General features: G+C 44.9%; 24 protein-coding genes. 23 read left to right on the top strand and 1 reads right to left on the bottom strand.

Translation table 11 applies throughout. From position 1 onward, the window contains the following. From hpf to V7L97_RS06480, 11 genes are all read left to right on the top strand, one after another. Positions 1–365 (top strand): ribosome hibernation-promoting factor, HPF/YfiA family (hpf, locus tag V7L97_RS06530; protein WP_333654375.1); only part of this gene is annotated, 365 nt, incomplete at its 5' end. Positions 366–381: 16 nt separating this feature from the next. Next, the gene (locus tag V7L97_RS06525; RefSeq protein WP_333654373.1) at positions 382–531 is read left to right on the top strand and encodes a sigma 54 modulation/S30EA ribosomal C-terminal domain-containing protein; all 150 of its coding nucleotides are present in this window, start codon (positions 382–384) and stop codon (positions 529–531) included. Then, positions 531–1,388, top strand: a complete 858-nt coding sequence (gene rapZ, locus V7L97_RS06520) for an RNase adapter RapZ (RefSeq protein WP_333654371.1) — start codon at positions 531–533, stop codon at positions 1,386–1,388. The genes V7L97_RS06525 and rapZ overlap by 1 nt, the downstream gene beginning before the upstream one ends. After that, the gene (locus V7L97_RS06515; RefSeq protein ID WP_333654370.1) at positions 1,385–2,548 is read left to right on the top strand and encodes a cysteine desulfurase family protein; all 1,164 of its coding nucleotides are present in this window, start codon (positions 1,385–1,387) and stop codon (positions 2,546–2,548) included. Before rapZ ends, V7L97_RS06515 begins: the two co-directional genes overlap by 4 nt. 199 nt (positions 2,549–2,747) lie before the next feature. Beyond that, positions 2,748–3,167 (top strand): ATP synthase F0 subunit B, encoded by a 420-nt coding sequence (locus tag V7L97_RS06510; RefSeq protein ID WP_333654369.1) that lies wholly within the window; start codon positions 2,748–2,750, stop codon positions 3,165–3,167. 116 nt (positions 3,168–3,283) lie between these two features. Then, positions 3,284–3,754: a F0F1 ATP synthase subunit B gene (gene atpF / locus V7L97_RS06505; RefSeq protein ID WP_333654368.1), complete on the top strand. Its 471-nt coding sequence runs from the start codon at positions 3,284–3,286 to the stop codon at positions 3,752–3,754. Between the two features lie 30 nt (positions 3,755–3,784). Next, complete coding sequence (gene atpH, locus V7L97_RS06500) at positions 3,785–4,324, top strand: ATP synthase F1 subunit delta (protein WP_333654366.1); 540 nt, start codon at positions 3,785–3,787, stop codon at positions 4,322–4,324. 4 nt (positions 4,325–4,328) lie between these two features. Beyond that, positions 4,329–5,837 (top strand): F0F1 ATP synthase subunit alpha, encoded by a 1,509-nt coding sequence (gene atpA, locus V7L97_RS06495; protein ID WP_333654364.1) that lies wholly within the window; start codon positions 4,329–4,331, stop codon positions 5,835–5,837. A 96-nt stretch (positions 5,838–5,933) separates the two neighbouring features. Then, on the top strand, positions 5,934–6,806 hold the full coding sequence (atpG, locus tag V7L97_RS06490; protein ID WP_333654363.1) for an ATP synthase F1 subunit gamma: 873 nt from the start codon (positions 5,934–5,936) through the stop codon (positions 6,804–6,806). 42 nt (positions 6,807–6,848) lie between these two features. Continuing rightward, positions 6,849–8,264: a F0F1 ATP synthase subunit beta gene (gene atpD / locus V7L97_RS06485; protein ID WP_333654362.1), complete on the top strand. Its 1,416-nt coding sequence runs from the start codon at positions 6,849–6,851 to the stop codon at positions 8,262–8,264. A gap of 48 nt (positions 8,265–8,312) precedes the next feature. Continuing rightward, a complete protein-coding gene (locus V7L97_RS06480; protein WP_333654361.1) occupies positions 8,313–8,723 on the top strand; it encodes a F0F1 ATP synthase subunit epsilon in 411 nt (136 codons plus the stop codon). Between the two features lie 56 nt (positions 8,724–8,779). Here the strand turns inward: V7L97_RS06480 and V7L97_RS06475 are convergent, their stop codons facing one another. Further along, the gene (locus tag V7L97_RS06475) at positions 8,780–9,937 is read right to left on the bottom strand and encodes a phospholipase D-like domain-containing protein (protein WP_333654359.1); all 1,158 of its coding nucleotides are present in this window, start codon (positions 9,935–9,937) and stop codon (positions 8,780–8,782) included. 50 nt (positions 9,938–9,987) lie between these two features. On the opposite strand from V7L97_RS06475, the gene V7L97_RS06470 reads away from it, so the two are divergent. The 12 genes from V7L97_RS06470 to V7L97_RS06415 all read left to right on the top strand — a co-directional run bounded on the left by V7L97_RS06470 (position 9,988) and on the right by V7L97_RS06415 (position 21,285). Then, a complete protein-coding gene (locus V7L97_RS06470) occupies positions 9,988–10,410 on the top strand; it encodes an archease (RefSeq protein WP_333654357.1) in 423 nt (140 codons plus the stop codon). Between the two features lie 12 nt (positions 10,411–10,422). Further along, positions 10,423–11,868 (top strand): RtcB family protein, encoded by a 1,446-nt coding sequence (locus V7L97_RS06465; RefSeq protein ID WP_333654355.1) that lies wholly within the window; start codon positions 10,423–10,425, stop codon positions 11,866–11,868. A 31-nt stretch (positions 11,869–11,899) separates the two neighbouring features. Next, entirely contained in the window at positions 11,900–12,727 is an 828-nt protein-coding gene (locus V7L97_RS06460; protein ID WP_333654352.1) for a menaquinone biosynthesis protein, read from the top strand. A 168-nt stretch (positions 12,728–12,895) separates the two neighbouring features. Then, positions 12,896–13,246 carry a preprotein translocase subunit YajC gene (yajC, locus tag V7L97_RS06455; RefSeq protein WP_333654350.1) on the top strand — a complete coding sequence of 117 codons (351 nt, stop codon included), beginning with the start codon at positions 12,896–12,898 and terminating at the stop codon, positions 13,244–13,246. 17 nt (positions 13,247–13,263) lie between these two features. Beyond that, on the top strand, positions 13,264–14,886 hold the full coding sequence (gene secD, locus V7L97_RS06450; RefSeq protein ID WP_333654348.1) for a protein translocase subunit SecD: 1,623 nt from the start codon (positions 13,264–13,266) through the stop codon (positions 14,884–14,886). Then, a complete protein-coding gene (secF, locus tag V7L97_RS06445) occupies positions 14,883–15,779 on the top strand; it encodes a protein translocase subunit SecF (protein ID WP_333654346.1) in 897 nt (298 codons plus the stop codon). The genes secD and secF overlap by 4 nt, the downstream gene beginning before the upstream one ends. 7 nt (positions 15,780–15,786) lie before the next feature. Next, positions 15,787–17,556 (top strand): single-stranded-DNA-specific exonuclease RecJ, encoded by a 1,770-nt coding sequence (gene recJ / locus V7L97_RS06440; protein WP_333654344.1) that lies wholly within the window; start codon positions 15,787–15,789, stop codon positions 17,554–17,556. After that, positions 17,553–18,347: a 3-methyl-2-oxobutanoate hydroxymethyltransferase gene (gene panB, locus V7L97_RS06435; protein ID WP_333654343.1), complete on the top strand. Its 795-nt coding sequence runs from the start codon at positions 17,553–17,555 to the stop codon at positions 18,345–18,347. The genes recJ and panB overlap by 4 nt, the downstream gene beginning before the upstream one ends. Before the next feature lie 9 nt (positions 18,348–18,356). After that, on the top strand, positions 18,357–18,782 hold the full coding sequence (locus V7L97_RS06430; protein ID WP_333654341.1) for a hypothetical protein: 426 nt from the start codon (positions 18,357–18,359) through the stop codon (positions 18,780–18,782). Next, complete coding sequence (locus tag V7L97_RS06425) at positions 18,752–20,329, top strand: NAD(P)H-hydrate dehydratase (RefSeq protein ID WP_333654339.1); 1,578 nt, start codon at positions 18,752–18,754, stop codon at positions 20,327–20,329. The genes V7L97_RS06430 and V7L97_RS06425 overlap by 31 nt, the downstream gene beginning before the upstream one ends. A gap of 13 nt (positions 20,330–20,342) precedes the next feature. Then, on the top strand, positions 20,343–20,888 hold the full coding sequence (locus tag V7L97_RS06420; protein ID WP_333654337.1) for a TonB-dependent receptor plug domain-containing protein: 546 nt from the start codon (positions 20,343–20,345) through the stop codon (positions 20,886–20,888). Positions 20,889–20,895: 7 nt separating this feature from the next. Then, the gene (locus V7L97_RS06415; protein WP_333654336.1) at positions 20,896–21,285 is read left to right on the top strand and encodes a hypothetical protein; all 390 of its coding nucleotides are present in this window, start codon (positions 20,896–20,898) and stop codon (positions 21,283–21,285) included. Positions 21,286–21,319 lie beyond the last annotated feature (34 nt).

Genomic DNA, 21,319 nt, shown 5'->3' with positions numbered 1-21,319 from the left:
AGGAGGAAAATATGAATATCATTGTCAATGGCCGTCATCTGGAGATAACGCCTGCATTAAGGAGTTATGCCGAGGAGAAAATCGGGAGGTTCGAGAAGTACATCTCCAATATTACCGAAGCTGTCGTGACCCTCAGTGTGGAAAAGTACAGGCATAAGGCAGAGGTGCTTCTAAAGGTCAATGGAGTCATGATCCAGGCAGAAAGTGTAACAGGCGAGGTCTATTCCTCCATAGACGAGGTTGTGGAGAAGCTCGAGAAACAGGTTCTCAAGCACAAGGAGAAGATACACTCCTACAGAAAGGGAGGGAAAAAAGGCTCCTGCAGCAGTTGCAGCAGGGATAGCCGAAAAGGGAAGGATAATTAAAAACAAGAGATTTGATATGAAGCCAATGAGCCCGGAAGAGGCTGTCGATCAAATGGAGCTTCTTGATAAGGACTTCTTTGTCTTCAATAACGATGCAAGTGGCGTTATTAACGTCGTCTATCGAAGAAGAGACAGCAATTTCGGACTGATAGAACCGGTGAAATAGTGAGAGTTGTTATCGTCAGCGGGCTCTCGGGTGCAGGCAAAACCATTGCCCTGAGGGCCCTTGAAGACATCGGCTATTTCTGCATAGACAATCTTCCTATCACACTCATAGAACCATTTCTTTCTACCATCAAAACCAAACAGGACATAGAAAAGATAGGCATAGGCGTGGATATACGGGAGAAGGAGTTTCTATCCGACGCCTATAATATCCTGTCCTTTCTTAAAGGGCAGTACAGGATCGAGATACTGTTCTTAGAGGCGGAAAAGGATGTGATGTTGAGAAGGTACAAAGAGACGAGGCGTCCTCACCCAATGTTGTCCATACGCGGTGAAATGAGCATGGAAGCGGCCGTAGAAGAAGAGAGAATGCTGCTTTCGGTTATAAGGGACGCTGCCGATAAGATAATAGACACTTCAAACTATACCCCCCACCAGTTGAGATGCCTAATAACATCAATGTACGGAAATGTGGTAGAGACACAGGCCATTAATATATCGCTCATATCATTCGGATATAAATTCGGTGTGCCGCAGAATGTAGACCTTCTGTTCGATGTCAGGTTCCTGCCCAATCCGTATTTTATTCCTGAACTTAAGCCTCTAAAAGGCACCGACTCCGTTGTATATGACTTCGTCATGAAGAATAATGAGACAAAGGAATTCTTAGGTCATATAACACGTCTCATTGATTTTCTGTTGCCGCATTATATCAGGGAGGGAAGGACATATCTCGTCATGGGCATAGGATGCACCGGAGGGAGGCACAGGTCTCCTGCAATTGTAGAGGATGTTTCAAAATATATAAAAGAGAAGCACGGCATAAAGCCGAATGTAATACACAGGGATATGGAATGATTTATCTTGATCACAATGCCACGACTCCCATCGATGAAGATGTAAAGAAGGCAATGGCTGATGTCTTCCAATTATTTGGCAACCCTTCAAGCAGCCACAGCATCGGCAGGGCAGCAAAGGCTGCTGTGGACAGTGCGAGAAAACAGGTTGCTGATTTAATTGCATGCGATCCTTCAGAGATAATTTTTACATCAGGGGGTACGGAATCGAATAATCTTGCCATAATCGGCACTGCTTATAAATATCAAAAGGGACATATAATAACATCCGTTGTCGAGCATCCTGCTGTTTTAAATCCTGTGAAATGGCTTGAGATGAATGGTTTTGCGGCTACCTATCTTCCGGTGGATTCTGAGGGAAGGGTCAATCCTGATGATGTAAAAAGAGCAATAAGAAAAGATACTATTCTGATAACTATTATGCATTCCAACAATGAGACAGGAGTGCTTCAGCCTATTCAAGAAATTGGCATGATTGTGCGTGAGCACAACATAACATTTCACTCGGATGCTGCACAGAGCGTCGGGAAAATGGATGTGAAGATCTCTGAATTGATGGCCGATATGCTTACTATTGTATCGCACAAGTTTTACGGACCCAAGGGCGTCGGCGCATTATACTTAAGGAATGGAATTGATGTGATGCCCATAATGTTCGGTGCAGGGCACGAAAGAGGAATAAGGCCGGGAACAGAGAATGTCATAGGGATCTCCGGCCTCGGAAAGGCATGCGAAATTGCTGCGCGTGATATGCCTTTTAGATATGAACGCACACTCAAGCTTAGAGACGCACTGTTTTCTCTATTGGAAAGCAAACTCGCTGTTAAACTCAACGGGCATAAGACAATGAGGCTTCCGAATACGCTTAATGTATCTATAATCGGGTCAAGGGGCAATCTACAAGACCCTGCGGGGGGTCAAGGGTCAAGGATTTTAGGTGAAGATATTGTGGAACAATTAAAAGATAAAGTTGCTTTTTCTGCAGGCTCTGCATGCCATTCAGGCATCAGAAAACCTTCGTCCGTCTTAAAGGCAATGGGATTGTCAGATGAAGATGCCCTTTCTTCAATAAGACTGAGTGCAGGTAAAGATAATACCATCAGAGAAATAGAAGATGCCGCAGAGATGATAATTCAGACCGTAAATGAGTTAATGAGTTAATGGGCTGAACTCATACATTTATCTACCCATTTGCCCATCTACTTGTAATTATAATTTTAATCTAATTAATTATAAAAAATTATAATCGCCCAAATCCTTGACAAAAAAAAAGGCGTGTGGTAATGTTCAATCCAACGTTTTCAAAAAGGCCATAAAACAAAGCACGGCGCTGGGAGAGGCGTCAAAAGAGGGGTGTAATATGTTAGAGTTCAATCAGTGGTTTTTTGTTCTCCTCGCGAATTTTCTTGTCCTGTTTTTCGTACTCAACGCAATCCTCTTTAAACCCCTTGCAAAGGTATTCAAAGAAAGAGAAGCTGCTACAGCCGGCGCCCTCGATGAGGCGAAATTATTGACTGTAAAAAAAGAAGATGCCATTGCAAAGATGAATGCCGAGCTCATGTCAGCTAAAAACAAGGCAAAGGAGATATTTGATTCATTAAGGGAAGTGGGAGTCGCAAGGCAGAAAGAGATGCTCTCAAAGGCAGAGGCTGAGGCAGTGGAGATGATAGAGAAGGCACGGAAGGAGTTGCAGGCAGAGGCTGAAAAGGCAAGGGCAGCATTAAAGGCGGACATCGAGAAGTTATCGGAAGAAATCGTGAGCAAGTTGGTGAAGGCATGAAAAAAATTTCAAATTTCAAATTTCAAATTTCAAATTTATTGTTTACTGTTTGCTTTTCACTATTCTCCGTGACTGCTTTTGCAGCAGAAGCTGGCGGCGAGCACGGCGGTTCGATAATGGAGTGGGTATGGAGAATAGTTAATTTTGCAATACTCGTATTTATTCTCGTTAAGTTCCTTAACAAACCTCTTAAGAACTATCTTCAGCAGAGAAAAGAACTGATAGAAAAGAGCATCAAAGAGGCACGGGAGGCAAAGGAGCTTGCCATGAAGGCACTTGCAGAGGTTGAGGAGAGACTAAAGGTCAAGGATAAAGAGATGGAGGAGATTATTTCCTCTGCAAAGAGTTCAGGCGAAAAGGAAAAGGAAAGGCTTATAGAAGAAGGAGAGAAATTAAAGGCCAAGATTCTGGAGCAGGCAAAGACAAATATCGAATACGAGGTCAAGAGGGCAAAAGAGATGATCAAGGCAGAGGCGGTGGATGCAGCCATGCAGCTCGCAGAGGAGAAGATCAAGGCCAGGATGACAAAGGATGACCATGAGAAACTCCTCGCAGAGTCTTTAAAGCTGATGCATAAAATTAATTAAAAATTAATTAATAAAATTAGAGGGAAAAAATTGAAAAAGGTAAAAGGTGTAAAGAGATACGCCAAGCAGTTTTTAAGCACAGCAGATTTGACCGAGGTTCCACAGGCCATTGAGCAGTTAAGCGCCATCTCCAGCCTGATGGAAAAAGACAAGACATTTAAAAACCTCATGGTGAGTCCCATATTCAGCGAAACAGAGAGCCAGCAGATAATCAGCTACATGGGACAGAAGCTCAAGATGTCAGAGAAGACCGTCAAATATATCCAGTATCTTTCCACATCAAAGGCTATCGGTGCGATGCCAGAGATAGTAAGTGCCATAGTAGCGGCATATCTCGATATGAAGAAAAAGGCAAAGGCAGTTGTAACATCCCCTGTCCAGATAACTAAGGATTATGAGGATAAACTGAAAACATCCCTCAAGGAGATTACCGGCAGGGACATTGATATCGAATTTGTTATAGACCCCGCCCTCCTCGGCGGTGTCCGCATAAAGGTCGGCAGCACAATGTATGACAGCAGTATAAAAGGCCAATTAGGGCTTTTAAGAGATAAGCTTATAAAGGGGTGAGAATATGGAAATCAAAGTGGAAGAGATCAGCGAGTATCTGAAAAAACAAATAGCCGATTTTGAGAAGCGCGTTGATGTCAGCGAAGTCGGCGTCGTTACCAATGTGGGTGACGGTATCGCCAGAATCTACGGCCTTGACAACTGCATGGCATCAGAGCTCCTCGAGTTTCCCAACGGCGTGTTCGGAATGGCGCTAAACCTCGAAGAGGACGTAATCGGTGCGGTTCTCTTCGGTGAGGATACCCTTATTAAAGAAGGCGATGTGGTAAAGAGGACAGGAAAAATCATGTCCGTCCCTGCCGGAGAAGAGATGGTAGGCAGGGTTATCAATGCCATCGGCCAGCCCATCGACGGCAAAGGCCCCATCAATGCGAAGTCAAGCATGATAGTCGATGTCGTTGCACCTGGTATTGTTGACAGGCAGCCTGTCAGAGAGCCTCTCCAGACAGGAATAAAGGCAATCGATGCCATGATCCCTATTGGGAGGGGACAGAGGGAACTCATCATCGGCGACCGCCAGACAGGAAAGACAGCAATTGCCATCGATGCAATCATCAACCAGAAAGGCGGCGATGTAATTTGCATATATGTCGCAGTCGGTCAGAAGAGGGCTTCTGTTGCCCGTGTTGTCAAGACCCTCGAGGAGCACGGTGCAATGGCGCACACCATCGTTGTTTCAGCAACTGCCAGCGAGCCGGCACCACTTCAGTACATAGCCCCTTATACCGGATGTGCAATCGGCGAATATTTCAGAGACAATGGGAAGCATGCATTGATCATATATGACGACTTGAGTAAACAGGCTACAGCATACAGACAGCTCTCTTTGCTCCTCAGGCGTCCTCCCGGACGCGAGGCATTCCCCGGAGATGTTTTCTATCTCCACTCAAGGCTTCTCGAAAGGGCGGCAAAATTGAGCGATGAGTTGGGCGGAGGTTCATTGACCGCACTCCCAATAATCGAGACACAGGCAGGCGACGTTTCAGCATATATTCCCACAAACGTCATCTCCATTACAGATGGACAGATATATCTCGAGCCCGACCTCTTCTATGCAGGCGTCAGGCCTGCAGTCAATGTCGGTCTCTCGGTCAGTCGTGTCGGCGGCGCAGCACAGACAAAGGCAATGAAGCAGGTTGCAGGAACCCTCAGACTCGACCTCGCACAGTTCAGGGAGCTCGCAGCATTTGCACAGTTCGGCTCCGACCTCGACAAGGCGACACTGGCCCAGATTGAGAGAGGCAAGAGAATGGTCGAGATACTGAAGCAGGACCAGTATGTGCCGCTCCCTGTCGAGGATCAGGTGGCCTTAATCTTTGCAGGTTCTCAGGGGCATCTCGATGACATACCTGTTGAAGCGATTAAGAGATTCGAGGCCGAGTTCCTCTCTTTTATGAGAGACAAAAAGGCTGATGTGAAGAACGAGCTGAAAGAGAAGAAGGCAATTGACGATGCCATGAAAGAGAAGCTCAATTCTGCGATTGCCGAATTCAAGAAGGGCTTTATTATTTAGTAAATGAGTGAATCAGTAAATGAGTAAATGGGCAAAATATTACTCATAAACTCATTAACCAATATACTCATTAACTCATAGGTGAGAGGAGAATAAATGCCTGGTTTAAAAGAGATACGAAGGAGACTAGGCTCTGTCAAGAGCACAAAGCAGATCACCAAGGCTATGAAGATGGTTGCAGCAGCCAAGTTCAGAAAGGCACAGACGAGGCTCCTTGAGCTCCGTCCCTATGCAGACAAGATGAATTTGGTGCTCACATCCCTTGCAAAGACGGTGGAGACAGGGCATCCGTTGCTTGAAGTGAGACCGAGGAAAAAAGTTGAAGTGCTTGTCCTTACCAGTGACAAGGGACTCTGCGGCGCCTTCAACACCAATATAATGAAGGCTGCATTCAAGCTTATTAAGGAAATCCAGTCAGAAGGCATAGAGGTGAGCGTCAGTGCCATCGGGAAAAAAGGAACGGACCTCTTAAAAAGGAGAGGATTCACACCGCGCCAGTCGTGGGCTGGCATCTCGGGAAGGGTGTCTTACCTGAATGCAAAAGAAATCACCGGCAATATTGTAGAAAACTATATTAGTGAGACTTTCGATGAGGTCATTCTCATTTACAATGAGTTCAAATCCGCCCTTGTCCAGAAGGTTTCTATTGTTCGACTTTTACCACTCGCACCGGTAAAGACCGAGGAGTCCGAGTCACAGGAGCTAACAGCAGCATTCCTGTATGAGCCTTCACAGCAGGCCATATTCGATAACCTGCTGCCGAAGAACCTTGAAATACAGGTCTTCAGGGCATTGCTCGAATCGCAGGCATCGGAAGAGGCAGCAAGGATGACCGCAATGGAGAATGCTACGAAGGCTGCCGATGACATGATAGCAAGCCTGACACTGCAATATAACAAGGCAAGACAGGCATCCATTACAAAAGAACTTATGGACATCGTTGGTGGTGTCGAGGCGTTAAAACAATAATTTGAAATTTGAAATTCCTTTAGGATACAGGAGGTCGTAAAAATGAACGAAGGCAGAGTATCTCAGGTAATCGGTGCAGTTGTTGATGTGGAGTTCGACAAGGAGCTTCCGCCAATACTTAACGCATTGAAGATAGAGTCTATGGGTGATGCTGCAAAGGGTATTCCTGCTCTTGATATTACCCTCGAGGTTGCGTCCCATCTCGGAGACAACAAGGTCAGGACCATCGCCATGCAGACCACAGACGGCGTTGTGAGGGGCATGAAGGTTGTGGACACAGGAAAGCCCATATCAATCCCTGTGGGAAAGGGCACACTCGGAAGGATTATGAATGTTGTCGGCGACTCTTACGACAAGCTCGGTCCTATCGAGAGCACCGAAAGGCTGCCCATTCACAGGCCTGCGCCTGAATTCGTAGACCAGGAGCCTGTATCACAGGTCTTTGAGACAGGCGTTAAAGTCTTTGACCTTCTTGTCCCATTCGTCAGAGGCGGAAAGATGGGAATGTTCGGAGGTGCCGGTGTCGGAAAGACCGTTGTTATTATGGAGATGATCCACAACATCGCCTTGAAGCACGGCGGTGTCTCTGTCTTTGCAGGTGTCGGTGAAAGGACAAGGGAGGGTAATGACCTCTACCGTGAGATGAAGGAATCGGGCGTTGTCAAGAATGTCGCCCTGATTTACGGACAGATGAACGAGCCTCCCGGAGCGAGATTGAGAATCGCCCTCACAGCCCTTACAGTAGCAGAATACTTCAGAGATCAGGGGCAGGACGTTCTTATCTTCATAGACAACATATTCAGATACACCCTCGCTGGCTCAGAGGTTTCGGCACTCCTCGGAAGAATGCCTTCTGCAGTCGGTTATCAGCCGAACCTCGGCACAGACATGGGACAGCTTCAGGAAAGAATTACAACAACAAAGAAAGGGTCAATCACATCGATGCAGGCCATATACGTCCCTGCAGACGACCTGACCGACCCTGCTGTTGCAACTGCATTTACACATCTCGACGGAACAGTTGTTCTCTCAAGACAGATTGCAGAGCTCGGTATCTATCCTGCTGTCGACCCGCTGGATTCAACATCACGCGCACTTGATCCAAAGGTTATAGGCGATGATCATTATGCTGTTGCAAGAAAGGTGCAGTCAATTCTCCAGAGATACAAAGAGCTTCAGGACATTATCGCGATTTTAGGTATGGAGGAGCTTTCTGAAGATGACAAGCTCACGGTCTCAAGGGCAAGAAAGATACAGAGGTTTTTGAGCCAGCCATTTTCGGTTGCAGAGGTATTTACAGGAACACCCGGAAAGTATGTAAAGCTTGAAGATACCATAAAGGGATTCAGGGCCATTGCCGACGGTCAGTATGACGATATGCCAGAGCAGGCATTTTATATGGTAGGAACCATTGAAGAGGCCGAAGAAAAGGCAAGGAAACTCGGCTGGAGCAGATAACATTAAATTTCAAATTTGAAATTTCAAATTTCAAATTAAGGATAGGATATGGAGAATAAATTGAGGTTGGACATTGTTACACCGTATGGCCTTGTGTTGAGCGAGGATGTTGATGAAGTAACCGCAGCAGGCACAGAGGGGGAATTCGGTGTATTGCCGGGGCATGTGCCTTTCATTACGACGCTGAAGGTCGGGATGCTCACCCTAAGAAAGGACAACAAGACAGAGTATGTGTTTGTGAATTCGGGCTACGCCGAGGTCTCTCCTGACCAGGTAGTGATTCTTGCTGATAGTGCAGAGCGTGCAGAGGATATTGATGTTGAAAGGGCGCTTGCAGCAAAGAAACGTGCAGAGGAAAGGATTGCACAGGCTGAGAAGTACGATTTTGGACGGGCAATTGCAGCCCTTGAAAGGGCAACCATAAGGATTCATCTGGCTGAAAAGAAGACCCCTCGCTAATAACTGGCAAATATATACGATAAGGGGGGCAGCTTTTGCTGCCCCCCTTTATTTGTTTAGAGTCTTCTTCTGAAAAACGAAAAAAAATACTCTTTCAATTTTTCTTTTAACGGTCTTTTATGCCACTCCTCAAGGTTTAGCCTGATGGAGTGCTTTAAATCATCTTCGAATATCTCATTCATTTGCGCTGCGAAATCAGCATCGAGGATTCCCACATTCCCCTCGTCATTGTATCTCAATGACTGGAAATCGAGATTTGTGGAGCCTATGACACTCCAGCAGTCATCGAAGATATATGTTTTTGCATGGAGGATTTCACCTGTATAATTGTATATCTCCACGCCTGCCTTTAAAAGCCTCGAGAAAAAAGCCCTTCCTGCATATGATGCAGCAGGCACATCGCTGATGCCGGGAACAAGCAGTCTGACACTTACTCCACGGTTTACCGCATTTTCCAATGTTTCAACCATTCTCCTGCTCGGCGTGAAATAGGCAGTCGTTAAAGCGATGCTTTTTTGAGCATGGTTGATGCTGTAATAAAGAAGTCTCCTCATCCTTCTCCTTCCCCTTGCAGAACTGACAAAGAGGGGGATTGCAGGAATGCCATCCTTTAAATTTGAAATTTGAAATTTGAAATTTGAAATTTCGATTGGTTCCCCTCCCCATATGTACCACCATTTCTTAAATGCCTTAAAAAGATCGTCCACTATCGGGCCTTCGAGCATTATTCCCGTGTCGCGCCATCCCCTGCCTTTGGTCCGCAGATGGAATCCGCTGTACTCGTTGGCAATGTTCAATCCGCCGGTAAATGCCTTTTTGTTGTCTATTACGACAAGCTTTCTGTGATCCCTGTGCACATAATTGAATGGAGACGTCCATTTAAAAGGACGGGATGCCCTTATTTTTATGCCAGCGTTTTTCATATCCTTCCAGAAACTTCCCGGGGTTCCGAAAGAGCCGAAATGGTCGTAGAGCAGATATACATTAACCCCTTCCCTGCTTTTTTGTTTTAATAACTCTGATAAATCCGTGCCTGTTTCGTCATTTCTGAATATGTAGAACTCAAGGCATATTAGTTTCTCTGCATTCCTAATCGCATCAAAGATGGTAGTAAATGATTCATTCCCTTTCCAGAGGAGTTGAATATTGGTGGCAGAGGAAAATTTGCCTTTAAATATCTTTTCGATGGCATGCGTTGTGAATGTGTCGGCCATGTGTAATTATATCAATATTCTGTATTTTGTGTGGTGTGTTATTATTAAATATGAAATTCGAAATTCTGGACATATCGGGTGATATTGGCATAAGGGCTTATGGGCAGAGCTGCGAAGATGCGTTTGTGAATGCGGGCATTGGTATGTACAGCCTGATTACGGACATTGAAAGGATTGACGAAAAACAGGCAATAGATATAGATGCCAAAGGCGATTCGGTGGATGGTTTGCTTGTTTCATATCTCAATGAACTGATATTTCAGTTTGATACCTATGGATTTATCGGCAAAAGAATAGAGATAGTCACTTTCAGCAATCAGCCTTCGGCTTTTATTAAGGTAAAGGTATACGGCGAGGAGTTTGACCCCAATAGGCATGAGAGGAGGCTGCTTGTGAAGGCAGCGACTTATCATAATATTAGGGTAGAAAAAATAAATGATAAATGGGAGATCGAGGTTGTGTTTGATATTTAATGGAGGTGCGTCATGTCCATTGAGAGACTTAAAAGGATAGATGAAAACAGGCTGGAAGTCCCCGGCGACTACAAGCCCGGGATGAGGACGAAAGGGATTATTTATGTGGATAATGTTTTTGAGAAGGAACTGGAATCCGAATCCATCGAGCAGGTTGCGAATGTGGCCACGCTTCCTGGTATTGTTGGCGCATCGCTGGCAATGCCTGATATTCATACAGGCTATGGGTTTCCCATCGGCGGCGTTGCTGCCTTTGATATTAAAGAGGGAATAATCTCTCCTGGCGGTGTCGGGTATGACATAAACTGCGGGGTCAGGCTTCTAAGGACTAATTTTAAAAAAGATATTCTTGTCCCGAAACTAAAAGAGCTTATTGATGCCCTTTACAATGAAATACCATCGGGTGTTGGCTCAAAGGGCAAAATTAGACTCGGCCCGGAAGACGAAGAAAAACTGCTTTTAAAGGGTGCGAGATGGGCTGTTGAAAAGGGGCTTGGAGACGCATCAGACCTTGAAAAGATCGAGTCTGGAGGATGTCTTGAAGGAGCAGACCCATCCATTGTCAGCCAGAAGGCATACGAAAGGGGAAGGGCTCAGCAGGGGACTTTAGGCTCGGGTAACCATTTTCTTGAGGTTCAGTATGTGGATGAGATATACGATGAAAAGACAGCAAATGCCCTCGGTCTTTTTAAAGATCAGGTAACTGTTATGATACATTCAGGTTCGAGGGGATTCGGCCATCAGGTGTGCACGGATTTCCTTGAGGTGATGGGCAGGGCTGTCCAGAAATATGATATTGTACTGCCTGACAGGGAGCTTGCATGTGCGCCGTTTAACAGCCCCGAGGCGCAGGATTATTTTGCTGCAATGAAGGCTGCTGCAAACTATGCATGGGGAAACAGACAATGCCTTATGCACTGGACACGGGAAGTTTTTATGTCTGTATTTAATGTTTCGCCCTCAGAACTCGGCATGGCATTGATTTATGATGTTGCCCATAACATTGCAAAGATAGAAGAGCACATTTTTAATGGAAAGAAGAAAAAATTAGTGGTTCACAGAAAGGGTGCTACACGGGCATTTCCTCCGGGACATCCCGAACTGCCAGCAGTTTATAGAAACTTAGGACAGCCTATTATTATCCCTGGCGATATGGGCAGGGCATCATTTGTTCTTATCGGTACAGAAAAGGCGATGAATGAGACATTTGGCTCCACGTGCCACGGTGCAGGAAGGGTGATGTCAAGGCATCAGGCAATCAGGCAGGCAAAGGGGCGGGCTATATGGCGCGAGATGGAGGATAAAGGTATAATTGTGAGGGCTGCTGGAAGGGAAACCCTTGCCGAGGAGATGTCAGAGGCGTATAAGGATGTCTCCAATGTAGTTGAGATTGTGCATAATGCAGGGATTTCTTTAAAGGTTGCGCGGCTGAGGCCGATGGGAGTGATAAAGGGATAGAAAAGTAATGGAGTAATGGAGTTGTGGAGTAATGAAATTAAGAATAGGCAAGATTCCTTATGCAAATCTTTTTCCTATATTCTATATGCTGGGAAAAGAGTGCGATTGCTCGTTTTATGAATTTATCGAAGGCGTGCCTTCGAGACTCAATAAAATGCTCAGAAAAGGCGAAATAGATGTAAGCCCGTCTTCATCCATCGAGTATCTGAAAAATCCATCCCTTTATCAGATTATCGAAGGCCATTCCATCAGCTCCAGAGGCCCGATTGGAAGCATCTTGCTTTTCAGTAAAAAGAATATTCATGGATTGAATAACAGCACTGTGCATGTATCTTCACAGTCAGAAACATCTGTTGCCTTGCTTGATATTATCCTTAAAAAATTTTACGGTATTCAGTGTAAAATGCAGGTGTCACGGAATCCCGAAAACTCAGGTGCTGAGGCATTCCTGCTTATTGGCGATGATGCAATTAAACAAGGGTCAAGGGTCAATCTACAAGACCCTGCGGGGGGTCAAAGGTCAAGGGTTTACGACCTCGGAGAGATTTGGTATGAAAAAACAGGTTTGCCATTTGTCTTTGCTTTATGGATTGCGAGGAAGAAACTTTTTGAAGGTCAAGGGTCAAGGGTCAACGGTCAAAAGGAATTGTTGAATAAATTTGTCAAAGATTTGAATACAGCAAAAGAGATTGCTTTAAAGAAGCTTGTAGAGATTGCACAGCACTCGCCAATGAAAGAGTTCATGTCAGAAGAGGAGATTATCTCTTACTGGAATAAGATTGACTATGAGCTTACACCAGAGCATAAGAGAGGGCTTGATTTGTTTAATCGATATCTAAAGGAACTATCTTGTTTTTAACCTCAAATCTATCTAAAAACCTTGAGATTTTTATATAAGACTGTTAGTATATAAGTCAATTTAAAATGTGAATGGGCGTATGAGTGAATGGGTAGATGAGCAGAGTTTTTTACCCATATACTCATTAATTCTTTTACTCATTAACTTAAAAACAATCGGAGGTGTTAAATGTTTCTATTTAATTTGATTACAGAGGCGTATGCCATGGGTCCTGCTCCTCAGGCAGGAGAACAGGCAGGTGGGGTGCAGGGCATGATCATGAGCCTGCTTCCCTTGATACTTATCTTTGTGGTCTTCTATTTCCTCCTCATAAGGCCGCAGCAGAAAAAGGCAAAAGAGCACAAACAGATGCTCGAAAACCTTAAAAAGGGCGATAAGGTAATAACTGGAGGCGGCATCTACGGAGTTGTTGAAAGCGTTGGCAATAACACCATTGTCTTAAAGATAGCCGAGAATGTAAAGGTGAAATTCGGAAAAAGCTACATCGCTGCCGTAAGGTCGGCAACGGACGAAGACTAATTGGAGACGCGATATAAATGAAGAAAGGTGTATTCTGGAGGGTAATCCTTATAACTCTGACTGTAGTAATCGCTGCAATTTTCTTTCTGCCAAACACACCGTTGTTTCAGGGCATGCCTGATTGGTGGAAGAAGACCATGCCTAACAAGGGCATGGTCCTCGGGCTTGACCTTCAGGGCGGATTGCATCTGGTTTTTGAGGTGGAAGGAGATAAGGCCGTAGAGATTGCCACCGAAAGGATTGCATCCTCTTTGCCAGGAATCCTCGAAAGAAAAAAGATTCAGGCAAGCGTAAAAAAGGATGGACTCCTTGTGGTTGTGACACCTGCCAATATGGATATAAGAAAGGTTATAGAGGATACGTATCCTGTGCTGACACTTGCGGAAGGCAGCGGTGTGCTTAAATACAAGCTTTCTGCAGAGGAGGTTCAGAGGATTAAGGATGCGGCCACAGACCAGGTGCTCGAGATTATAAGGAACAGGATAGACCAGTTCGGCGTCTCAGAGCCGGTTATACACAGACAGTCGGAAAATGAAATCGTTGTCCAGCTTCCAGGCGTAAAAGATCCCAAAAGGGCGGTGGAGATTATAGGTAAGACGGCATTGCTTGAATTCAAGCTTGCCGATGATGAATCACCTCTCGCTGCAGAGTTACCTGCTTCCATAATGCCAGGAGAGGAGACACAACTTTTCGAGAGGTTCAGAAACAGGATCCCTGAAGGGGATGAGATACTCTTCCAGAAGGTTATAAATAAAGAGACAGGCGTTGTCACAAAAAGACCTGTCCTCCTCAAAAAGGAAACACTCCTCACAGGCGATCTTTTGACAGAGGCAAGGGTCAACATAGACGAGAGGTTCAACGAGCCGTACGTCTCCATTAGATTTAATCCGGCAGGAGCAAAGATATTCGAGGATATAACAGGGCAGAATGTAAAGAAGAGGCTCGCCATAATCCTCGATGGAAATGTGTATTCCACACCTGTGATTCAGGAGAGGATAAGCGGAGGAGATGCCCAGATAACAGGAAGCTTCACAATGGATGAGGCAAAGGATCTTGCAATCGTATTGAGGGCCGGTGCATTGCCTGCTCCTGTTAAGATACTCCAGAATGTTACTGTCGGGCCATCCCTCGGAAGGGATTCCATTGAGGCCGGCAAGATGGCGGGTATTGTGGCTATAATACTTGTTGTTGTATTCATGATCTTCTATTACAGGCTTTCGGGGGTTATAGCTGATTTTGCACTTGTTTTGAATATCATACTTTTGTTGGGTGCAATGGCATCCCTTAATGCAACCCTTACCATGCCCGGTATTGCAGGTATAATACTGGCAATAGGCATGGCAGTCGACTCAAATGTCCTTATGTTCGAGAGGATGAGGGAAGAGATAAGGACAGGCAAGACACCGAGGGCTGCGGTTGAGAGCGGATATAAAAAGGCATTCTGGACAATATTCGATTCCCACGTAACGACACTTATAACTGCTGCCGTATTATTCCAGTTCGGAACCGGCCCCATAAAAGGCTTTGCGGTTACATTGAGCCTCGGCGTTGCCATAAATCTCTTCACAGCACTTATAGGGACAAAGACTGTCTTTGACGTCATCCAAACCAAGAAAGAGGTCAAGAGGTTGAGCATATGATAGAACTGCTGAAAGGCACAAATATAGATTTTATGGGTAAAAGAAGGTATGCCTTTATAGTTACTGGCATACTGTCGGTGCTTGGTATTATAGCTATTGTTCAGATAGCTCTTGGTAATGCAAATTTAGGTGTTGATTTTGCCGGTGGAACCGCGGTGCAGATAAAGTTTGCACAGTCGGTATCTCTGCATGATGTCAGGAAAGCATTGGAAGAAGGAGGGCTGAAGGATTTCGACTTGCAGGATCTGCCTACGGAGAATAAAATTCTTATAAGGGTGAAAAAACAAGAAGAGAAACTCGGAGGCTTTTCCGAAAAGATAATACAGGTTCTTTCCAATAAATTTTCAGATAAGAAACCTGTTGTGGATTCCACTACAGAGATAGGCCCTAAGGTTGGATCGAAGCTGAGAAAGGATGCATTATGGGCTGTATTAATGGCTATTGTGGGTTTGCTGATATATGTAGGCTGGAGGTTTCAGTTAAGATTCGGAGTCGGTGCAACCATCGCCACATTTCATGATGTCCTTGCTGTTGTCGGCATCTTTTATGTACTCGATAAAGAGATGAACCTGATTGTTCTAAGTGCCCTGTTGGCCATTGCAGGCTACTCCCTTACCGATACAGTTGTTGTATTTGACAGAATAAGGGAGAATATGAAACGCATGCTGAAAGAACCAATAGAGGCTGTTATTAATAAGAGTATCAACGAAGTGCTTTCCCGCACTATCATAACATCCTTTACAACATTTCTTGCAGCCCTTGCATTGTTTTTATTCGGCGGGGAGGTAATACACGATTTCGCCCTTGCCATGCTTATAGGCTTAGTGATTGGAACATACTCTTCCATTTTTGTTGCGAGCCCAGTTGTTGTGCTTCTTGGTAAAAAGAGGTAAGGAGTAGGTGTTTAACGGCACAACATACAAATGGCTGGTAAGCAGAACCAACCCTGAGTATGTTGATTATGTTTCGAGGATTGCCTCTGTATCTCCTGCATTTGCACAGGTATTAATAAACAGGGGAATTAAAACACCCGACCATCTCTATGCCTTCCTCAATCCTGCCATTGACAGGCTGTCAGACCCATTTGAGTTGCCTCACATTAAAATCGCCATAGACAGGATCAGGGAGGCAAAAAGAAACGGCGAGCGGGTTCTTGTCCACGGAGATTACGATGCTGACGGCGTTACTGCAACGGCAATAATGGTTGAGGGTCTGAAAAAAATCGGTATTGATGTCCACTATTTCATCCCAAACAGAATAGCCCACGGTTATGGATTCGGCAGTGCAGGAATTGAAAAGGCAAAAGAGGTGGATTCGAAGCTCATCATCACTGTGGACTGCGGAATTACATCATTTGATGCTGTCTCCACTGCCAATTCCCTCGGAATAGATGTGATAATTACAGACCATCATGAACCTGCAAAAAAGGCAATAGGCAATGGGCAAGAGGCAATAGGGGAATACGAATTGCCGGATGCTCTGGCAATTATTAATCCCAAGCTCCTCAATTCATCACTTGTCACTCATCACTTATCACTCTTATCCGGTGCTGGGGTGGCATTCAAGTTCGTAACAGCCCTTTTTGAGAATAATATCGATGATGTATATGAACTTTTAGACCTCGCTGCGATCGGGACTGCTGCCGATGTTGTACCTGTGATCGGAGACAACAGGATCATCCTCAAAGAAGGCATTAAGTTGGTACAGTCGGGTGAGAGGGTCGGCATCAGGGCTTTGAAGGATGCATCCGGAATTCGATCGGACTTTTTTAAAACTTCATTTTTGCACTATATTCTCATACCCAGAATTAACGCTGCAGGCAGGATGTCAGATGCGAACGACGTTGTCAGGCTTTTAACCACAAAATCAGAGGCAGAGGCAGGAGAACTTTCCAAATGGCTCCATGATTTGAATTCAAAGAGACAGGAAGTAGAGGAATCTGTTTATAATGAAGCCTTGGAGATGCTCCAAAAATTCGAAATTCGAAATTCGAAATTCAAAATTGGTGGAGCCATTGTCCTTGCATCGGAAGGATGGCATCACGGTGTGGTTGGTATTGTGGCATCGAGGATTGCAGAACAATACTACAGGCCGACATTTATACTCTCCATAGAAAACGGCGTGGCTAAAGGCTCTGCGCGGAGCATCCCTCCTTTTGATATTCATAACGGCCTTACGCTTTGCAAGGATATCCTTAAAAGATTTGGCGGACACAAACAGGCAGCAGGGTTGAGTCTTTTATCGGGGGATATTGAAAAGTTCAGGACAATGATCTCGGATGTTGTAACTAATACTCTTTCTGAAGATGACTTCGTCCCTTTTTTGCATATCGATGCTGCCGTAAATATGTCCGATATCAGCATAGGGCTTATAGATGAAATTGCGAGACTTGAACCCTTCGGTTACGGCAATGACGAGCCATTATTCGGCGCAAGAGGACTGGAAGTAATACAACCGAGGATCGTGGGGAATAATCATCTCAAGATGCATCTAAGGCAAAACGGACGCAGGATAGACAGCATAGGATTTGATTTTGGAGGGCTTTTGAATACTGTTGAAGATAATGCATTGATTGATGCCGTGTTTTTGCCGATAATAAATGAGTGGGACGGCGGGAGATATCTGCAGTTGAATCTGAAGGCGATAAGGAAAACACAGAGTAATTTATGAAAGTTACAGTTAATGATTTTTTGAAGATGAAGCAGGAAGGGCAGAAGATCACAATGCTTACCGCCTACGACTATCCTTTTGCACAGATTGTCGATGAGGCGGGTATAGATGCAATTTTAGTAGGCGATTCACTATCGATGGTCGTTCAGGGACTTGAGAATACCCTTCCTGTAACAATGGATGAGATGGTATATCACACAAAGATGGTTTCGAGGGCAGCAAAGAGGGCCATGGTTATAGCCGATATGCCTTATCTTTCATATCAGATAAGCATTGAAGATGCAGTAAGAAATGCAGGAAGATTTATTAAAGAGGCTGACGCACAGGCAGTGAAAATAGAAGGCGGAAAGGAAGTAGCTGAGAAGGTTGAGGCAATGACAAAGGCAGAGATTCCTGTTATGGCGCATATAGGCCTTACTCCTCAGGCTATTCATAGGATGGGAGGATACAAGGTGCAGGGCAGGACAGAGGAGGCAGCAAAGACACTTTTAGAAGATGCAAAGATCCTTCAGGACGCAGGTGCATTCTCGCTGCTCCTTGAGGCAATCCCTGCAGGACTTGCAGCACAGATAACAAAAGATTTAACGATACCAACAATCGGCATAGGAGCGGGGCTTCACTGCGACGGACAGGTTTTGGTTATACATGATGTCCTCGGATTGTTCGAGAGGTTTGTGCCGAAGTTTGTTAAGAGGTATGCAAATCTCAAGGATGATGCTTTAAAAGCAATAAAGCAGTATAAGGAAGAAGTCGAGAAAGGCTTGTTTCCCGGAAAAGAACATTCGTTTTAGAGGTGTATAATGGCAAAGAAATCTGTTTTGGTGTGCGTGAAAAAGGATATCGTCCATCCAATAAGCTGGGCATTGAGGGAATTTGAAAAGCAGATAAGCGTGAGGTATCTCGACACTACAAAGCAGCTTGGAATGGTTCTTGGAGATGTGGAGAACTGCTGCGCCGTAATCCTCGATTCCAACATTGGCGATGAATCGACCCTTGATTTTGCAAAGGAGATAAAGAATGATAAGCCGTCTCTGAAAATCCTTCTAATAGCCTCTTCGGGAACTACAAAGGAAGAGATAGTCGGACTTATCCAATCAAAGATAGTGAGCGGAGTCCTTATAAGGCCTTTTACTGCAGAACAGGTGAGCGACTATATTTACAAGCTCTGCGGTTTTCAGAAGCCTTCAGAGGTTCCATGGTATATGCAAACAGGGATGAAGCCGTGAAAGTCGTTACAGCCCAAGAAATGAGAGAAATCGACAGGATTACCATAGAAGACTACGGCATTCCCGGCCTTGTCCTTATGGAAAGGGCAGGGCTTGCGGTTGCATCGAAGGTCAGAGAGTTTTATCCGGATAAGAAGGTGCTCGTCCTTTGCGGGGGCGGAAATAACGGCGGAGACGGGCTTGTGGCAGCGAGGAATCTCCATAACCGGGGATTTGATGTTAAAGTGTTTCTCGCAGTAGAACCTAAAAAGCTGAGCAGCGATGCTTTAGTTCAGTATAAGATTGCACGCAAGTTTGGCTTAAGTACAATGCCTCTTAATGAGTTATTAACCCATCTTATTACTCATCACTGTCTTATCGTTGATGCAATATTCGGCACAGGTCTCAGCCGTCCTGTAAAAGGAAGTCTTGCCGAGGTCTTTAGCCTTATAAACGATTCGGATATTCCTGTTGTTGCAGTGGACATTCCATCAGGCATTTCCTCCGATACAGGTGAGGTTCTTGGAGAGGCCATAAAGGCTGATTTTACTGTTACCTTTGGATTGCCGAAGAGAGGGCATCTCCTCTATCCCGGCGCAGAATATGCTGGCAGGCTTTTTGTCGAAGACATAGGATTCCCTGCGAAGCTCCTTGCATCGGAAAAAATAAATGTTGAACTGATTGACATAAAGATGGCGTCAGACCTGATCCTGCCGAGACCCGGATATTCCCATAAAGGCGATTACGGGCATGTTTTGGTCATAGCTGGTTCAAAGGGGAAAACAGGCGCTGCACTGATGGCTGCAAAGGCATGTCTAAGAAGCGGCTCAGGCCTTGTAACTTTGGCTGTTCCGGAATCATTGCTGGATGTTTTTCAGGGAAGGGTTACCGAAGAAATGACCCTGCCATTGCCTGATGACGGCAGCGGAATGCTCTCATCAAAGGCGATAGATGTTATTTTAAATTTTGCTGCTAAGAAAATCGATGTTATTGCAATCGGCCCGGGCATTGGAGTTTCACATGACACTGAAAAGGTTGTGATGGAACTCATTCAGAGATCATCTATCCCGCTTGTGATAGATGCGGATGGAATAAACTCTATTAGCAGGGCAATAGGCAATAGGCAAGGGACAACAGGTCTTTTTAAAAAGGCAAAAGCGCCCATTATCCTCACACCGCATCCTGGTGAAATGGCGAGGCTATTGCAAGGGTCAAGGGAAGTAGAAAAAAATAGAATCGATACAGCGATTTCATTTTCAAAAGAAACCGGAGCGTATCTTGTTTTAAAAGGAGTTCCAACAATTGTTGCAGAGCCGGATGGGAATGCATTTATAAATACAACAGGAAATCCGGGAATGGCTACTGCAGGCTCAGGTGATGTCTTAACAGGCGTTATAGCGTCTCTATTGGGGCAGGGATCAAATCCTCTCAACGCATCTTTACTCGGCGTTTATCTTCACGGACTGGCAGGAGATGCAGCTGCAAGGGAAAAGGGCGAGCATTCCCTCATTGCCTCGGATATTATAGATTTTCTGCCGGCTGCATTTGTGCAATTGCTTGACAGTTAAGGCATTTCATTGTATGTTAAACACAATTCACATTGCAGGAGGCTTAATGGCAGGAGCATTGTGGTTTTTATCGATAGTTTTTGCCTTATTATTCTCCGGTATCAGCATCGCATCAGAAGCCTTAGATAAATCCACCTCAGGAATAATACTCGCACAGGCATCAAAAGATACAACAAAGGAAGAACTCCTTTTGTTTTACGAAGAAAAAGACCTTGTGGTTGCAACGAAACGGGCGATCCCTCTCAGAAAGGCACCTGCAATCGCAACGATTATTACTGACGAAGAGATAAAGAACATGGGAGCAAGGAATTTAATGGATGTGTTAAAGATGGCTACAGGGATAGGCGTATCCATAAACGAGTTCGGCAGGTACATGTTTGAGGTGAGAGGCATAAGGACAGCAACCTCCGAAAAGATACTGGTTATGATCGACGGGCACCGGCTGAATGAATCCTATACAGGAAGCGCCCTTGCAAATATTTATAATGACCTGCCTGCTGAGAATATCAAGCAAATAGAAATAATCAGGGGGGCCTGGATCTGCCCTTTACGGAGCTAATGCATTTGTGGCTGTCATAAATATAATTACAAAAAATGCGGATGATATAAAGGGTGTGGATGTATCTGCTACAGGCGGAAGTTTTGATACGAAAAAATTCAATCTCCTTGCAGGCGGTTCTTATGAAAAACTGCAGGTATCAGGCAGCATCGATTATCTAAATACAAACGGCCCGAAACTGGTTATAGATAAGGACAGATTTGCAGGACAGTCGTATACGGCAGCACCTGGAAGGACAGATCAGAATCTCGAAAAAACTGATGTGTTTTTAAAAATGTTGTACGGAGATTTGAGCTTTAAGGGACAATATGTGAACAAAGACAGGGGTGCATATATCGGCAATTCCTATGCGCTTACCGATGAGAATTTTATTACATTTCACTGCTGTCCAAAATAATCTGAAATCACAAAATCAATCCTTGTAAAATAAG

The sequence above is a fragment of the Dissulfurispira sp. genome (assembly GCF_036745535.1).
Classification (GTDB): Bacteria; Nitrospirota; Thermodesulfovibrionia; order Thermodesulfovibrionales; family Dissulfurispiraceae; genus Dissulfurispira.
Note: the sequence above shows the minus strand (reverse complement) of the source record. Positions and strands in the feature narration are given on the sequence as shown.

Excerpts from the sequence above, each read along its gene's own strand:
- atpA (WP_333654364.1), top strand. The coding sequence starts at position 4,329 with ATGGAAATCAAAGTGGAAGAGATCAGCGAGTATCTGAAAAAACAAATA.
- V7L97_RS06515 (WP_333654370.1), top strand. The coding sequence starts at position 1,385 with ATGATTTATCTTGATCACAATGCCACGACTCCCATCGATGAAGATGTA.
- secD (WP_333654348.1), top strand. The coding sequence starts at position 13,264 with ATGAAGAAAGGTGTATTCTGGAGGGTAATCCTTATAACTCTGACTGTA.
- V7L97_RS06460 (WP_333654352.1), top strand. The coding sequence starts at position 11,900 with ATGAAATTAAGAATAGGCAAGATTCCTTATGCAAATCTTTTTCCTATA.
- panB (WP_333654343.1), top strand. The coding sequence starts at position 17,553 with ATGAAAGTTACAGTTAATGATTTTTTGAAGATGAAGCAGGAAGGGCAG.
- secF (WP_333654346.1), top strand. The coding sequence starts at position 14,883 with ATGATAGAACTGCTGAAAGGCACAAATATAGATTTTATGGGTAAAAGA.
- V7L97_RS06525 (WP_333654373.1), top strand. The coding sequence starts at position 382 with ATGAAGCCAATGAGCCCGGAAGAGGCTGTCGATCAAATGGAGCTTCTT.
- yajC (WP_333654350.1), top strand. The coding sequence starts at position 12,896 with ATGTTTCTATTTAATTTGATTACAGAGGCGTATGCCATGGGTCCTGCT.
- atpD (WP_333654362.1), top strand. The coding sequence starts at position 6,849 with ATGAACGAAGGCAGAGTATCTCAGGTAATCGGTGCAGTTGTTGATGTG.
- V7L97_RS06430 (WP_333654341.1), top strand. The coding sequence starts at position 18,357 with ATGGCAAAGAAATCTGTTTTGGTGTGCGTGAAAAAGGATATCGTCCAT.
- V7L97_RS06465 (WP_333654355.1), top strand. The coding sequence starts at position 10,423 with ATGTCCATTGAGAGACTTAAAAGGATAGATGAAAACAGGCTGGAAGTC.
- V7L97_RS06510 (WP_333654369.1), top strand. The coding sequence starts at position 2,748 with ATGTTAGAGTTCAATCAGTGGTTTTTTGTTCTCCTCGCGAATTTTCTT.
- V7L97_RS06480 (WP_333654361.1), top strand. The coding sequence starts at position 8,313 with ATGGAGAATAAATTGAGGTTGGACATTGTTACACCGTATGGCCTTGTG.
- V7L97_RS06420 (WP_333654337.1), top strand. The coding sequence starts at position 20,343 with ATGTTAAACACAATTCACATTGCAGGAGGCTTAATGGCAGGAGCATTG.
- V7L97_RS06470 (WP_333654357.1), top strand. The coding sequence starts at position 9,988 with ATGAAATTCGAAATTCTGGACATATCGGGTGATATTGGCATAAGGGCT.
- atpG (WP_333654363.1), top strand. The coding sequence starts at position 5,934 with ATGCCTGGTTTAAAAGAGATACGAAGGAGACTAGGCTCTGTCAAGAGC.
- atpF (WP_333654368.1), top strand. The coding sequence starts at position 3,284 with ATGGAGTGGGTATGGAGAATAGTTAATTTTGCAATACTCGTATTTATT.
- V7L97_RS06475 (WP_333654359.1), bottom strand. The coding sequence starts at position 9,937 with ATGGCCGACACATTCACAACGCATGCCATCGAAAAGATATTTAAAGGC.
- V7L97_RS06425 (WP_333654339.1), top strand. The coding sequence starts at position 18,752 with ATGGTATATGCAAACAGGGATGAAGCCGTGAAAGTCGTTACAGCCCAA.